Genomic DNA, 13,507 nt, shown 5'->3' with positions numbered 1-13,507 from the left:
GAGGAGAAGCTCGATGATCGGCGAGACCGACCGCTGCTGCAACTCCAGCACCGGTTCCTTCACCGTCTCCCACATCGCCTACGGCCCCTACGGGTACATCCGCGAACTCGACGCCACCTTCGAGCAGTACTGCAACGGCTCCACGGTGCCCGCACGCGGCGAGGTCCATGCCCGCATGCCCGAGCCGCCGGCCGAGCTCGCGATCGGCCTGAACCTGAACACCACGGGCACGGTCGACACCCGCAGCGGTGAGATCACCGTCGGCGGCACGGTCACCTGCAACAAGCCGGCGCGGATCAACCTCACCCCCAGCGCCTATCAGATTCAGAAGCGTGCGACGGCGACCGGCGTGTACGAGGACCTCATCGTCCTCTGCGAGCCCGGCGCCCCCGCCCCGTGGACGGCCTCGTTCCGCAGCAACATCGACCCCACCGCCTCCTTCCAGCCCGGCACCGCCACGCTCCGGGGTGTCGGCAGGGCCGACGACCGTGACTACCCGGTGACCGTCGACACCGGGTTCCCGAGCACCGAGATCACTCTCGTCAAGTCCTGACCCCGTCCCCGTCCGCCCGCGGGCCCGGCGCGCACAGCCGGGCCCGCGGGCGCGCGGAGGTCTGTGAAGGCTTGGCACCGGCTAAAAGGGTTTTCTAGAAAGCCTCTACAGAACTGACACCATGTCGGGCACACTGACGACTGCTCGCGACACACCCGTTCCATCCACAACTCAGCTTTCCCACGGGGGATTTGCCGATGAAATGGAAGAGTCGTCCGTACCGGTACGCCACGGCCTGGTTACTCGCCACCGCCCTCGCCCTCACCCTTCCGGCGGCGGCCGGTACAAGCACCGCCGCAGGGCCTGCGACCTCGCCCGTCGCCGCCCCGTCTCCCATTCCCAAGAACGGGCAGCTTCCGTACTACGACGATCCGCTCATGCGGCTGCTCTTCATGGTCCGTGTCGGGCTGGCACCGACGATGGGCGGTTCGGCCTACGCCCCGGAGAAGAACGCCGCGTTCACCCTGGTCGACCCGACCGGCCTGGACGATGCCACCCTGCTGCAGCTGGCCAAGCGAAATCCGGAACCCAAGGCGCCGCCCGTCTTCTCCCGGGTGGTTCCGCTGGACGCGTTCAAGGACTACCTGCCCCCAGGCGTGTACCAGAAGCTGCAGAAGGCAGGCACGCGCCATCTGGTGATGGTGGGCGGAATGAGCTTCCGGGCCTACAGCTTCGAAGACCACGGTTCCCACTCCGAGCCACTGATCACGGGTGAACTCGACAAACTGCGCAAGGGGCACCTGAAGGCCAAACTCACCGAGTTGGTCTGGGGTTCGGATCGCGACTACTGCGAGGAGTGCCGGGAAATCGTCGCCCCCAAGGCACGGCGCTTCCACGTCGCGCCCTACGCGCTCACCGCGAAGGAAATCGCGAACCGCGCCAAGGAGATCGCCGCGGCCACGGCGAAGCACACCACCGAGAAGGCGAAGGCCAAGGCGGCGAAGCCGATCGAGACGAAGTACAAAAACATCAGGAAGCAGCGGGGCACGATGGCCGTAGGCCTGCTCCGCGGTGCCCTGACCGTGGCGAAGCAGAAGCACCAGAAGTACGGGCAGGCCCAGGCCGAGTACGAGGAGATGACGCAGGACATCTTCCAGGCACTGCCGGGCTGCCCGGAGAACGGCGGCACGAAGGCCCAGAACTCCTCGTACTCCGTGCACAAGGCCGCGTTCACCGTGCCGCGCGTGCTGCCGCAGGCGGGCCCGTGCCCCGAGGACGAGCCATCGCGCGCCAGCGGTCTGGCGAAGGCGCTCGCCGATCCCCACGCCGCCCCGGGCGGCATCGACTTCTCCACCCTGGAGCTGCGCTATCTCGCCGACCCCGGCAAAGGCCTGAAGTACGCCTTCAGCGCCGACCCGGGCGGGGCGGGCAAGGGCGGGAACGCCGCGGCGGGGGTCACGGCGGCGCGGGAGGCGTCCGACGCGTTCTTCGTCTGGCTGTCCCTGCCGCCCTCGGCCTTCTGGGTCAACCTCAACCCGACCGAACCCGACCGTGTCGTCGACCCCGCTCTGGGCCGTACCGACGCGGGCCGGATCCTGCTCCAGGCCGACCTCCAGCTCAAGAAGACGACCGGCCGGCTGATCCACCCGGACTCCTCGTCGGGCAAGCGGTTCTGGGGGGCGGTCTCCGGGCGCTGCATGTCCTTCCGCACCTGGATCGTGCCCGCGCCGGCGAGCGTCAGCGAGCGGGACAACCAGCTCTACATCCTCGACGCGCCCCTGTCGGTGAAGATGGAGTCGCAGTACCTCAGCGGGCAGGGCAGCAAGGGGGCGGTGTCCTGCGACGAGCGGGACCCGGCGGCCGAGAAGCGCAACGAGCAGGCCTTCCGCCGACTGATCCTGCCCCGGATCGAGCAGGCCGTGAACCACGCCCCCGAGTACGCCGGGCTGAGGCGGGTCTATCTCAGCCGGGTCGCCGCCGAGTGGTACCGGCAGCTCGACCGGCGGACGTCGGTGACCTACAGCGACCTCATCGGCCGGGGCGATGTGAGCCGCTGGGTCACGCGGACCAGCTGGAAGCCCGTGGACACCTTCAACCAGTACGTCCGCTCCTACCGTGAGGGCGAGTTCAACATCACCCGGCGTACCCGCAGCGGGAATTACCTCTATACGAAGACGTACGTCTTCGGCGGCGTCGACTTCGCCCGGGTGAACCTCACCCGGGTGAAGCCCGCCAGCGCGTTCCGCGACGAGTGGGCCGGCATGCCCCGGGACGCCGGGCTGGCGGCCTCGGCAGACCTGTCCGGAGCCGGTGCCTCGCACGTCTGGCTGGGCGGCGACACCACGTCCCCCACGGGCGGCGCGGACACGGCACCACAGAAACCGGCGGTCACGGTCGGTGCCGGCCAGAACGGCGGGGACAACAGCGTGTGGCTGGCGGCCCTGGCGCTCGCCTCCGTCGTCGGCGTCGCACTCCTGCTCAAGAAGGGCTTCGGGAACAGGCGCGGGAACAACGGAAACAACCGCCTCGGGGGGTACCGATGACGTCCCACGCCACCGTCACGCGTCCTGGCCCCCCTTATGCCGTGGCCACGTGTGCCGTCGCGCTCTGTCTCCTCGCCGTGTCCGGCTGTTCCGGCTCCGACTCCGGGGCGGAGCTGAAGTACGGCGAGAGCGCCAACGTCACCACCGAGAAGGCCGGTTCGTACGATGTGGCCGTGCTCCGGGTCGAGCAGGGGAAGAACTCCGACCTCGACGTCTTCAAGGACACGTCACGCTACGCCGGGAAGACGCCGTACTACGTGCACTACCGGATCACGAAGACCGAGGACCGGCAGAAGGTCCCCGCGCCGTACTTCGGCGCGTACGCCGGGGACAAGCAGCTGACCGCGCTGAACGTGATGCCGTCCTTCGACTTCAGCGACCCGCTGGCACCGGTCGTCCAGGAGTTCGACAAGTGCACGGGCTTCGACTCGGCCGATTTCAAGAAGGCCGCGAAGGGACAGAGCTTCAAGGGCTGCGACATCTACCTCGCCGAGAGCGGCACCGGCGCGCCCACGGACATCCGGCTCCTCCCCGACAAGATCGGCGACGATCCTCTCGTCATCTGGAAGTGAGCCCCGGACGCGGCTGCGCCCGAGCTCGCTCCCTTGCGGAACGCCGCGTCAGCGGTGTTCCGCAAGGGAGGTCCGGTCACCTCTACCGCCGCAGTCAGGCGTCGGCCGGCGGGCGCAGCCGGACGCGCGCGGTGGCAGGGACCGCGGCAGGCGCCGCGCCCGGGTCCAGCGGGCGATGGCCCAGGCCGTCCGGGATCTCGTACTCCCAGTCCAGGGAACGGGTGACCACTCTCGTGACCGGGTGGTCGCGGTAGTACCGGACCCAGTCGGCGTGGCTCCAGGTGCGGTTCTCGGCCGCCAGGCCCGAGAGCCGGCGCCGCTCCTCGGCGACGGTCTTCTCGACCGCCCGGGCGCCGCGGCGAACGCCGTCGACATCTTCGACGCGGTGGCGGGCCTTGTAACCGGCGGGAGAGCGGAACGGCGATATGGTCCGGGTCGTGGTGCCCTGTTCGTCGGTCCAGTCGACGGTCACCCGGCCGTCGTCATGCAGGGTGATGACCGCGTCCAGCCCGGCGTTCCACCACAGCACACCGTGCCCGATCCAGCCGACGGGCAGCGTGCCGTCCGGTTCCAGCCCGCACCGGGAGACGGTCCGCTCGGCCAGTTCGTACGCCGGGACGCCGAGCCGGGCGGCCGCCTTCTTCACGGACTTCACCAGGACCTTGTGCGGGTGCTGGGAGTTCGTCACATGGAAGTGCAGCGTCCACAGCGCCTCCAGGGCCGCCGGGCCACGCAGCTCGCCGAGGGCGGTGAAGACGGCGCCGGCCAGGTCGTCGTCCGGGCGGTAGTAGGTGTCCATGGCCTGGGCGTTCTTCCGGGCGACGACCACCAGGTCGGCGGCGAGCCGGTCGACGTCCCCGCCCAGCCAGCCGGCAGCGAGCGTGAAACCGATCGCCAACGCGCGGGCGGGGGACGGCGGCTTGACCATCCCGAGCTCCCGGATGACGTGCTCAGCGTCGGTCATGCCGTGCAGCGAACCGCCCTCGGACAGCGCCCGGATCGCGTCGCGGACCAGCTCTCCCGCACCGTCGGTCTTCAAGAGGGCCTTGGTCCGGCGCTTCCACGTGGTGTCGACCTGGTACCGGTAGTTCCAGAACTCCGCGGTGGTCGCGAGGTGCAGGACCAGTTCCTCCAGCTCGGGGGAGAGTCCCGTCAGCCGGTCCCGGACCCGCTCGATCCAGCTGTTGTCGGGGTCCAGCAGGACCTCCACGTGATCGTTCATGTGTCGATCCTGCCATCCTCCACTGACAACGCCGACGACGCCGGAGCGGCTCCTTCCCGTCCCTCCCCGCGCGGCCGGTTCAGCCGGCTCCGACGGGCAGGGGACCGACCCGGGACTCCAGCCAGGCCGGCAGGTCCAGCAGCCGTACGCCCTCCTGTTCGTCGGGGTCCGTCCTGGCGACCAGGCACTCCATGTCCTCGGTGCCGGTGTTCACCGGCATGTGCGGGGTGTCGGCGGGAATGTGGATGTAGTCGCCCGCCCGCAGGACCACATGCTCGGCCAGGCCCTCCCCGTGCCACACCTCGACCTGGCCGGACTGGATGAAGATGGCCGACTCGTGGCCCTCGTGCAGGTGCGGGCGGCCCCGGGTGCCGGCGGGCATCACCAGCCGGTGGAGGCACAGCCGCTCGGACCCGGCCGACTGGGCGCTGATGCCCGCGCCGAACACGCCGCCCTGGATTCCCTCGTACTGCCCGGTGCGGACCACCGTGCACTGCTTCTGATCTGCCATGGACGCAGTACAACAGCCCGCTCGCGGCGTTCGATCAGTTCGCGCCACGGCCGTGGCCGGTGGCACCGACGGCCGTTCCTATGCGCCTCGCCGACCGCCTATGCACGTGACCAACTGATTCATGGCCCCGCCGTGACCGACGCGTTCAACTGGTCTTCAACGCCAGTCGACTGCAACGCCCCCGACGTGATCGGCGGCGGACCATGGAGGCGGTTCCCATGACAACACCCCTGGCCGACTATGCGAAGTTCGCCGGCCGGCGCATCGCGATCGTCGAGCACATGCAGAACCACCCGTTCGTCCTGGGCCTGCACCAGGCCCGCGAGCACGGTCTCGAGGTGTGGCTGCTCACCGGTGACCGGTCGTGGTACACCCACGGCCACGACTGGGACTCCCACCCGCTCGCCGCGGCCGTCGACCGTGTGATCGACGTCGACACCACCGACCTCGAAGCGGTGCTGTCCGTGGTGACCGGTGACGACGGCGCTCCCCTCGTGGACGGTCTCACGTCGTTCTCCGACTACCACACGGTGCTCGCCGCGCAGGCGGCCCGCCGCCTCGGTCTGCCCGGTCCCGATCCCGCGGCCGTGGAGACCGCCAACGTCAAGGACCGGCTGCGCGTCGCGCTCGGCGACGTACCGTTCAACATCCCCCACATGCTGGTCAGCGGCAGGGAACAGCTGGAGGAGGCGGCGCGGCGGCTGGGCTTCCCGATGATCGCCAAACCGCCCGCCGAGGCGATCAGCTACGGGGTCCGCCGCGTCGACGACATGGACCAGCTCGTCGAGGCGTGGGGGGAGCTGTCGGGGATACGGCACAGCCTGCGCGGCCAGCCGCGCTCCGGGGACGTGCTCCTGGAGACGTACGTCGAAGGCGTCGAAGTCAGTGTCGAGACGATGACGGTGGACGGGTACACACACGTCTTCGGCGTCACCTCGAAGGACCTCTTCGGTGACCCGGCCTACATCGAGTGCGGCCACACCTTCCCCGTTCCACTGACCGACGACGAGCGCGACCAGCTCTACTCCGTGGTCCGCGGCACGCTGAAGGCGATCGGCTACGACCACGGACCGTGTCACACGGAGGTCCGGCGCACCGAGTCCGGCTGGCGCGTCATCGAGGCCAACCCGCGTACCCCGTCGAGCTGCATGACCATGCTGGTCACGGATGTCACCGGGCGCAGCCCCATCCTGGACGCCTGGCTGCTCACGATCGGCGAGGTCCCGCCGATCGAGCCCGTGACGCACTCCGGCGGAGCCGCCGTACGCATGATCTACCCCCAGCGGCGCGGCATCCTCAAGCGCGTCGACGGCGTGGAGGCCGCCGCCGCGGTGCCGGGCGTCCAGGTGCTGCTCCACGTGGAGACGGGCGACGCCCTGCTGCAGCGCATGGACAACTCCTCCTGCGTCGGATTCACCTACTGCAACGGCCCCGACCGCCTGGAGGCACAGGCCCTCGCCGACAAGGCCGCCGGGTACCTCGACTTCGTCGTCGAAGAGGAAGAGGAAGAGGCCGGGGCGGAGGCGCGATGAGCCGCTCCGGCGCGCTCGGCGCGCAGCCCGGCGCCGGTTCGCACCTGCGCGGCCAGGGCGATGTGCGACAGGTCGCCGATGCCGCCGCGCTGCCGGGCGCGGGCTGGGACGACCTGCTCGGCCCGGAGGACTTCTTCCAGACGTCCCGCTGGCTGGCCGTACAGGAACGCAACTCCGGCACCACGATGGACTTCCTCGTCCGCCACCGGGAGGAGCGGCCCGTCGCGGCCCTCGTGACCGCGTGGGCCGACGACTCCGTGCCGTGGCTGCTCGCCCGGCCCGACGCGATGCTCTCGCGGGCCCTGGAGGAGGGCACACCGGAGGCCGAGGACCGCCTCACCGACGTGGCACAGGGCGATCCGGCGTCCCTGCTGCCGTCCCTGGTGTGCGGCGGCCGGCACCTGGGCCGCACCCGGACCCTGGCCGGGCCCGAGGCGCTGCCGTCGGACGTCGAAGCGCTGGTGGAGCGGGCCGAGCAGCTCGCGGCGGACCGCGGGGCGGCGTCCGTGTGCTTCCCCCACGTCGATGTGCGCGACACGGACCTCGTCGCGCTGCTGCGCGGCCGTGGCTACCGCTCACATCTCTCGGCGCACTACGCCTGGCTGCCCATTCCCCCGGGCGGCTGGGAGCAGTTCCTCGCCGAGATGAGCAAGCACCGGCGCCGCAGGGTGCGCCTGGAGCGCCGGGCCCTGGCCGAGGCCGGGGTCGAGGTCCATCTCGAACCCCTGACCAAGGCGCTGGCCCCGCGCCTCGGCGAACTCGACTGCAACCTGCTGCGCAAGTACGGCAATCCGGCCAGCCCGGAGCACTCGGCCGGGCTGCTGAGCTGGATCGCCGAGGTCATGGGCGATGACGCCATGGTCTCGGTGGCGCGCAAGGACGGCAGCATCATCGGCTTCGGCATGGTGCTGCGCTCGCGGGCCCGCGGCAAGGAGGAGTGGTTCGGCCACCGTGCCGGATTCGACTACGCCGCCCAGGGCAAGCTGCCGCTCTATTACGACGTCCTGTACTACCGCGTCCTCGAAGCCGCCGCGCGCGAGGGCGTGTCCGTCCTGCACGCCGGGATCGGCAGCGTCGAGGCGAAGCTCGCCCGCGGCTGTCTGGCGAGCGAGGAGCACTCGTTCCTGCTGCGCCTGCCCCGCGCGGGCACCGACCGGGAGACGACCACGCGATGAGCAACGGAGCGAAGCGACGCACCACGGCGCCCCCTGCTACGGGGGCCGATACGGGTACGGGCGCCGGTAGCGGCACCGATGCGGGCAGCGGCTGGGACGCCGCCGTCGGATCGGTGGTCAACGCGTCCCGGGCACGCGGCGGAACGCTGCGCCTCGTGTCCTCGGCCGACGTGGACTCCCTCGACCCGGCACGCACCTACTACGTGTGGGTCTGGCTGCTGCAGAGGATGCTCAACCGCACCCTCATGGCCTACCCCACGGACCCGGGCCCCGCCGGGCTCGTCCCCGTCCCGGACCTGGCCGAGGGCCCGGGGCAGGTGAGCGACGGCGGCCGCACCTGGACGTACCGGCTGCGCGGGAACCTGCGCTACGACGACGGCACGCCGATCACCTCGGACGACGTACGTCACGCCGTGCAGCGGGTGTTCGCGCAGGACGTGCTGCCCGGCGGGCCGACCTACCTCGTGCCGCTCCTGGACGATCCCGCGCGGCCGTACCCGGGGCCGTACCGGACCTCCGACCCGCTCGAATCGGTGCGGACTCCCGACGACCGCACGATCGTCTTCCGGCTGCGCCGGCCGTTCTCCGACTTCGACCATCTGATGGCACAGCCGTGCGCGGCTCCGGTACCGCGGCGCTCAGACACGGGGGCCGACTACGGGAGCGACCCGCGCTCCAGCGGTCCGTACCGCGTGGCCGTCCACCGGCCGGGCAAGTTCCTGCACCTGGAGCGCAATCCGTACTGGGACCGCGCGACGGACCCGGTCCGGCCCGCCCTGCCCGACCGGGTGGAGCTGACCATCGGTGTGGACGTCGACGAGCTCGACGAGCGTCTGATCGCCGGGGAGTTCGACATCAACCTGGAGGGACGGGGGCTCCAGCACGCGGCGCAGGACCGCGTCACGGCGGAGGGCGTCCTGCGGTCCCGTACGGACAACCCCCGTACGAGCTTCCTGCACTTCGTCGCCCTGCAGCCGCACATCCCGCCGTTCGACAACGTGCACGCCCGCCGGGCGGTGCACTACGCCGCGGACAAGATCCTCCTCCAGCAGGCGCGGGGCGGTCCGGTCACCGGCGGCGACCTCACCACGGCGCTGTTCCCGCCACGGCTGCCGGCCCACCAGGACCTGGACCGGTACCCGACGGGTCCGGACCTGCGGGGCGATCTCGAGGCGGCGCGGGCCGAACTCGCCGCGGCGGGGCTGCCGGACGGATTCGAGGCGGTGATCGGCACCCAGCGCGGCAAGTTCCGGCTGGTCGCCGACGCGGTCGCCGAGTCGGTGGCCAGGGTCGGCATCCGGCTGACCGTGAAAGAGCTCGACGTGGCCAGCTACTTCAGTCTGGGAGCCGGCCATCCGGAGACGATCCGCAAGCACTCGCTCGGCCTCATCGTGACCGACTGGGGCGCCGACTTCCCCACGGAGTACGGTTTCCTGGCGCCCCTGGTGGACGGCCGCCAGATCAAACGCAACGGCGGCAACTGGAACATCCCGGAGCTCGACGACCCGCGGATCAACGAGCTCATCGACCGGACCCTGCACACCGCCGACCCCGCCGAACGGGCCCGTCAGTGGCAGGCCGTCGAACGCCTGGTGATGGAACACGCCGTGATCCTTCCGCTGGTCCACGACAAGACCCTGCACTTCCGCAACCCCTGGGTCACCAACGTCTACGTCCACCCGGCCTTCGGCCTCTACGACGTCCAGGCGATGGGCGTCGCCCCCGACCGGCCATGACCGCCCCCGACCGCACCGACCGCACCGACCGCACCGACCGGGAGATGACCCCGTGAACAACAGCACGCACGACCTGCGCTTCGGCCCGCTGGCCGCGGACGACGAGGACACGGTCGGCCAGTGGCTGCGGCTGCTGGCCGATTCGGCCGGTGACGTCCCCGGGGCCGCGCCTCCCTGCCCCGCCGACATGACCGGCTCACTACGCTTCCCGCCGCCCGCCACCAAGCTGGAGGACTGGGTCGTACGCCAGGACGGACGGGTCGTGGGCGCACTGCGGCTCGCGCTGCCGGACGGCGCCGAGGTGGCACGGGTGGACCAGCTCCTGGTCCACCCGGAGCTGCGCCGCCGGGGCATCGGGCGCGCGCTGTACGGCCGGGCGCTCGAACTGGCCGCGGGGCACGGCCGGTCCGCGCTCGCCGCGACCGTGGTGGAGGCGCTCCCCGGCGGTCCGGCGCGCGACGCGGGACCGGCGGCCTTCGCCGCGGCCATGGGCGCGCACCGCTCGGCGGTCCCGGACGGCGTGCACCAGTGGCTCGACCTGGACAGGCACGATCCGCTGGCCGACGGGGTCCCCGAGGTGCCGGCGGGCTACTCCCTCGTCACATGGGGCACCATCACGCCCGACGAGTACGCGGTGCGGGTGTCGGTCCTCGAACAGTCGCTCGGCGACGCGAGTGACGCGGGCGCCGAGGACTCCGGCGACACCGCCAACACCAGCGACACCGACGACACCGACGACACCGACGACACCGAGCAGCAGCAGATCAGGACCAGCTACGCCCGGGAGTTCGAGACCATGCGCGTCGGGCGGGGCCGGCGGGCGTACCACACCGGTGTCGTCCACGACGCGAGCGGCGCGCTGGCCGGCTACACCAGCGTCTCGAAGACCACCGGCAACCCCGAGTTCGCGCTGCAGGGCATGACCGTGGTGCACCGGGCGCACCGCGGCCACCGGCTGGGGATGCTCCTCAAACTGGCCAATCTGGAGTACGTGCTGCGCCACGAGCCCGCCGTGCGGCTGATCGAGACGGCCAACGCCGAGGACAACGACGCGATGATCGCCGTCAACGCGTCGATGGGGTACGTGCCCTACGAGCGCTGGGTGTCCTGGACCGGTGTCGTGGGCTCTGCCGACTGATCCGGCCCGCGCCGCGGCTCCGCTCCCGCCTCCGGCCTCGGATTCGGCAGGTCACGCACCGAATCGGCGTGACCTGCCGGCCGTCGGCCGGCGCCCTTGAAGGGTGGGAAGGGCAGGGCGGACAGCCGTGGAGTCCACCCGGTCCCGGCCAGCACCCCGAGGATCACCGCCGCACCGCCCGTCAGCGACCACACGGTGAGTTCCTCCCCCAGAGCCACCCAGGCCGCCGCGACGCCGACGACCGGCACCAGCATGGAGAACGGGGCCACGGTTCCCGCCTCGTACCGTTTCAGCAGCGCGGTCCAGATCCCCGAGCCCACCACGGACCCCGCCAGCGCGATGTACACGAGGGCCACCAGGCCGGGCCAGCCCTCGGCGTCGAACGACCCCGCCAGCGCGCGCCATCCCGTCGCGGGGCCCTCCATGACGGCCGACAGCGCCAGCAGCGGCACCGGCGGGACCACCGCCATCCACAGCGCGAAGCGCAGCGGATGGTCGGGCCGGGCCTTCCGGCTGGCGAGGTTGCCCAGGGCCCAGCCGAGCGCCGCCAGCAGGGTCAGCAGCAGCGGAAGCAGCGCGGCGGTGCGGGCCCGGTCCACGGCGATCGCGGTCATGCCGAGCACGGCCACGGCGATCCCGCCCAGCTGCCGCCGCGAGATCTTCTCCCTCAGCAGCAGCGCGCCGAGCAGTACGGTGAACGGCGCCGACGCCTGGACGACCACCGAGGCCTGTCCCGAGGGCATCCCGGTGTCGATCGCGAGGAACAGCAGACCGAACTGGACCGCTCCGAAGCCCATGCCGTACCCGAGCAGCCAGCGCACCGGCACCTGCGGGCGCGGCACGAAGAGGACCACGGGCACGGCCAGGACGAGGAAGCGCAGCGCGGAGAGGAAGAACGGCGGGAAGTGGTCGAGCCCGACGCGGACGGCGAGGAAGTTCAGCCCCCACACCACGGCGACCAGGACGGCCAGGAGCCGGTCCCGGGTGCTCACGGTGCGGGTTCCGGGTCCGTTTCGGCCCGCCGGGCCTCCGGGCCGTCCAGAAGGTCCGATTCGATGACCCGCGCGCCGAAGCCGCGCAGCAGCTGTCCGTCGCCGATCAGCTTCTGTTCGGCGGCGGCCTGTTGCAGCACCAGGACGTGCGGTACGCCGGCCCGGTCCTCCAGCAGCCAGCAGAACATCATGACGCCGGGGCACGATCCGCCCTTGAACAGGGCCCGGGGCCACCGCTCGTGGTCGATGGGGACGCCGGGATACGCCGCCAGGATGCCCTCGACGATGCCGGAGGCGTCCCGTGCGCTGTCCTCGGCGAGTGCCCGCAGCACCTCCAGTACGTCGTAGGCGCTCATGTGCCAGTCGAGGCCCAGGTGGTGCACCGTCTCGCCCAGGTCGGAGATGTCCACCGTCAGCGGTCGTGCGATCTGCCGCAGCAGTTCGCGGCGGCCCGCCTCGTCCCGTTCGGTCCACGCCTTGCGCAGCTCGGCCGGCCCCCAGCCGAGCTCGAAGACCTCACGGCTGGTCAGGAACGGCCGCAGCAGCGAGGGGTCGTGGTGTCCGGAGACCGCCACGGCCCGCTCAACGGCCTCCCGGCCCAGCCGGTCCGCGATCAGGTCGGCGGCCGTGTTGTCGCTCATCGCGATCATCTTGTAGGCCGTCTCGCGCACCGTCACGCGGGTGCCGTCGGGCAGTTCCTGCATGTCGCCGGTGGGCAGGCTGCGCAGTTCGGGCCGTACGGTCACCTCGTCGTCCCAGCTCAGCTCACCGCTCTCGATGGCGTGGACGAGGGCCCGCATCACATAGAGCTTGTACGACGATCCGGTGGGCATCGGCCGGTCGGCTGCCGTCTCGTGCAGGATGACGGTCCGTCCCGGCTCCAGGCGGGCGGCGAGCACCGAGTAGTCCACCCCCGGTATCCGCAGCCTGTCCTCCAGCTCGGCCCAGCTGCGTACTTCGGGGATCACGATCTCGGGCTGGAGGTGGACGACCCGGACGAGGCCGGTGGAGTCGATGGTCACCGCGAGGGTGTAGCGCTCACCGGTCGGCCCGGCGAGGTCCACCCAGCTCTTGTGGGCGACCGGACGGTAGGCCTCGACCGTGAAGGGGCCCTTCGTGCGCCACTCCTCCAGCGTCGCCGAGAATCCCCTGGGGTGCTTGCCGAGGAAGGCGGGGACGAGGCGCCCGGCCATGGACTCGTCCGAAGCGACGTCGGCCGCCGTCAGGAGTCCTGTCGCCCAGCGGGACGCGGCACCCAGCGCGGAGTCGTCGGCGGCGAGGTCCGCCTCGGCGGCGGTCCGCGCGGTCCGGGCGGAATCAGGGACTTCGATCATCATCGCTCCTTGTCGGCGGCGCCGGGGCGACCGTGATGGCCCCGCACGGGCACAGCTCGGCGCAGAGCCGGGCCGAGGCGTGCAGGGCGGGTGCGGGGGTGGGGTCGAGCAGGACCACGGTGCCGGTGTCGGGGTCCTGGTCGAAGAGTTCCGGTTCGGTCGCGGCACACCGGCCCATGGCGCAGCACGCGTCCTTGTCGACCGTGATCGTCAGGCGGCTCTCGCCGCTCGCCTCGCTCATGTCACTCACCACGGCACC

At 71.3% G+C, this 13,507-nt stretch carries 12 protein-coding genes; 7 read left to right on the top strand and 5 right to left on the bottom strand.

Going from position 1 to position 13,507, the window contains the following annotated elements:
- Positions 1 to 13: 13 nt before the first annotated feature.
- The 3 genes from ABT342_RS18505 (at position 14) to ABT342_RS18495 (ending at position 3,608) form a co-directional block, all read left to right on the top strand.
- Positions 14 to 553 carry a hypothetical protein gene (locus ABT342_RS18505; RefSeq protein ID WP_351574423.1) on the top strand — a complete coding sequence of 180 codons (540 nt, stop codon included), beginning with the start codon at positions 14 to 16 and terminating at the stop codon, positions 551 to 553.
- A gap of 197 nt (positions 554 to 750) precedes the next feature.
- Entirely contained in the window at positions 751 to 3,036 is a 2,286-nt protein-coding gene (locus tag ABT342_RS18500) for a hypothetical protein (protein WP_351574420.1), read from the top strand.
- A gap of 41 nt (positions 3,037 to 3,077) precedes the next feature.
- Positions 3,078 to 3,608, top strand: a complete 531-nt coding sequence (locus tag ABT342_RS18495; protein WP_351574417.1) for a hypothetical protein — start codon at positions 3,078 to 3,080, stop codon at positions 3,606 to 3,608.
- 94 nt (positions 3,609 to 3,702) lie between these two features.
- On the opposite strand, the gene ABT342_RS18490 is transcribed toward ABT342_RS18495, so the two are convergent.
- Positions 3,703 to 4,830, bottom strand: a complete 1,128-nt coding sequence (locus ABT342_RS18490) for a DUF4132 domain-containing protein (RefSeq protein WP_351574414.1) — start codon at positions 4,828 to 4,830, stop codon at positions 3,703 to 3,705.
- A 79-nt stretch (positions 4,831 to 4,909) separates the two neighbouring features.
- A complete protein-coding gene (locus ABT342_RS18485; protein WP_351574411.1) occupies positions 4,910 to 5,341 on the bottom strand; it encodes a cupin domain-containing protein in 432 nt (143 codons plus the stop codon).
- Positions 5,342 to 5,559: 218 nt separating this feature from the next.
- Between ABT342_RS18485 and ABT342_RS18480 the strand changes: the two genes are divergently transcribed.
- From ABT342_RS18480 to ABT342_RS18465, 4 genes are read left to right on the top strand one after another with little or no spacing between them, the layout of a single operon-like run.
- Positions 5,560 to 6,873: an ATP-grasp domain-containing protein gene (locus ABT342_RS18480; protein ID WP_351574409.1), complete on the top strand. Its 1,314-nt coding sequence runs from the start codon at positions 5,560 to 5,562 to the stop codon at positions 6,871 to 6,873.
- A complete protein-coding gene (locus ABT342_RS18475; RefSeq protein WP_351574407.1) occupies positions 6,870 to 8,048 on the top strand; it encodes a GNAT family N-acetyltransferase in 1,179 nt (392 codons plus the stop codon). The genes ABT342_RS18480 and ABT342_RS18475 overlap by 4 nt, the downstream gene beginning before the upstream one ends.
- The gene (locus ABT342_RS18470) at positions 8,045 to 9,784 is read left to right on the top strand and encodes an ABC transporter substrate-binding protein (RefSeq protein WP_351574405.1); all 1,740 of its coding nucleotides are present in this window, start codon (positions 8,045 to 8,047) and stop codon (positions 9,782 to 9,784) included. Before ABT342_RS18475 ends, ABT342_RS18470 begins: the two co-directional genes overlap by 4 nt.
- Positions 9,785 to 9,836: 52 nt before the next feature.
- Positions 9,837 to 10,922, top strand: coding sequence for a GNAT family N-acetyltransferase (locus ABT342_RS18465; RefSeq protein ID WP_351574402.1), 1,086 nt, complete (start codon positions 9,837 to 9,839; stop codon positions 10,920 to 10,922).
- On the opposite strand, the gene ABT342_RS18460 is transcribed toward ABT342_RS18465, so the two are convergent.
- Genes ABT342_RS18460 through ABT342_RS18450 form a run of 3 tightly spaced genes read right to left on the bottom strand, consistent with a single transcriptional unit; the run spans position 10,874 to position 13,489 of the window.
- Entirely contained in the window at positions 10,874 to 11,914 is a 1,041-nt protein-coding gene (locus ABT342_RS18460; RefSeq protein WP_351574399.1) for an EamA family transporter, read from the bottom strand. The genes ABT342_RS18465 and ABT342_RS18460 overlap by 49 nt on opposite strands.
- Complete coding sequence (locus ABT342_RS18455) at positions 11,911 to 13,251, bottom strand: serine hydrolase (RefSeq protein ID WP_351574396.1); 1,341 nt, start codon at positions 13,249 to 13,251, stop codon at positions 11,911 to 11,913. Before ABT342_RS18455 ends, ABT342_RS18460 begins: the two co-directional genes overlap by 4 nt.
- Positions 13,232 to 13,489: a ferredoxin gene (locus ABT342_RS18450; RefSeq protein ID WP_351574394.1), complete on the bottom strand. Its 258-nt coding sequence runs from the start codon at positions 13,487 to 13,489 to the stop codon at positions 13,232 to 13,234. The genes ABT342_RS18455 and ABT342_RS18450 overlap by 20 nt, the downstream gene beginning before the upstream one ends.
- Positions 13,490 to 13,507: the final 18 nt, after the last annotated feature.

It is taken from the genome of Streptomyces sp. NPDC000410, assembly GCF_040300305.1.
In the GTDB taxonomy this organism is placed as follows: Bacteria; Actinomycetota; Actinomycetes; order Streptomycetales; family Streptomycetaceae; genus Streptomyces.
Note: the sequence above shows the minus strand (reverse complement) of the source record. Positions and strands in the feature narration are given on the sequence as shown.